Consider the following 720-nt stretch of genomic DNA (forward strand, 5'->3'; position numbering starts at 1 on the left):
CACGAGCACGAGCACGAGCACGAGCACGAGCACCACGCCGACGGCGGCCACCACCATGACCACCATGGCAGTAATCCGCATGGCTGGCTCGATCCGGCCAACGCGGTGGTGTGGCTGGATGCCATCGCCGACACGCTGGCAAAGGCCGATCCCGAGCACGCCGGGACGTACCGGGAGAACGCCCGCCGTTCCAAGGCCGACATCAAGGCGCTGTCGAACGAGCTGGAGGCGCAGCTCGTGGATGCCAAGGATGTCCGCTTCGTCGTATTCCACGACGCCTACCAGTACTTCGAGAACCGTTTCGACGTCTCCGCGGTGGGCGCGATTTCCCTGGGCGACGCGTCCCAGCCCAGCCCCGCCCGGGTCGACGAGCTGCGTAACCGGGTGGTGGAGCAGAATGTCGACTGCGTGTTCAGTGAGCCGCAGTTCAACCCGCAGCTGGTGAAGAGCGTGTTCGGTGGCACCGGGGCCAATACCTCCATTGTGATCGATCCCCTGGGCACGGATCTGCCGCTCGACGGCGAGCTGTATCCGCAGCTGCTGCGCAAGCTCGCGAACGCGGTGAGTGAATGCGCGCAGACCCGTTGAAGCACCATCGCGCTCCCCTCTGAGAGGGGGGCGCCCTGCCAGCGGATCGCGGTATGCGTCGTCGGCGTCCCGCGGTTTCGAGCCGACGCTCATTCGCTCCGCAACGCCGGGTGGCAGGCCAGTCGCTGCCAT

General features: G+C 66.7%; 1 protein-coding gene. It reads left to right on the forward strand.

The genetic code is table 11. The features are described 5' to 3' along the window. Positions 1 to 588 (forward strand): zinc ABC transporter substrate-binding protein (locus G7A99_RS22910; RefSeq protein WP_163144337.1); only part of this gene is annotated, 588 nt, incomplete at its 5' end. Positions 589 to 720 lie beyond the last annotated feature (132 nt).

The organism is Arhodomonas sp. KWT (assembly GCF_010993615.1).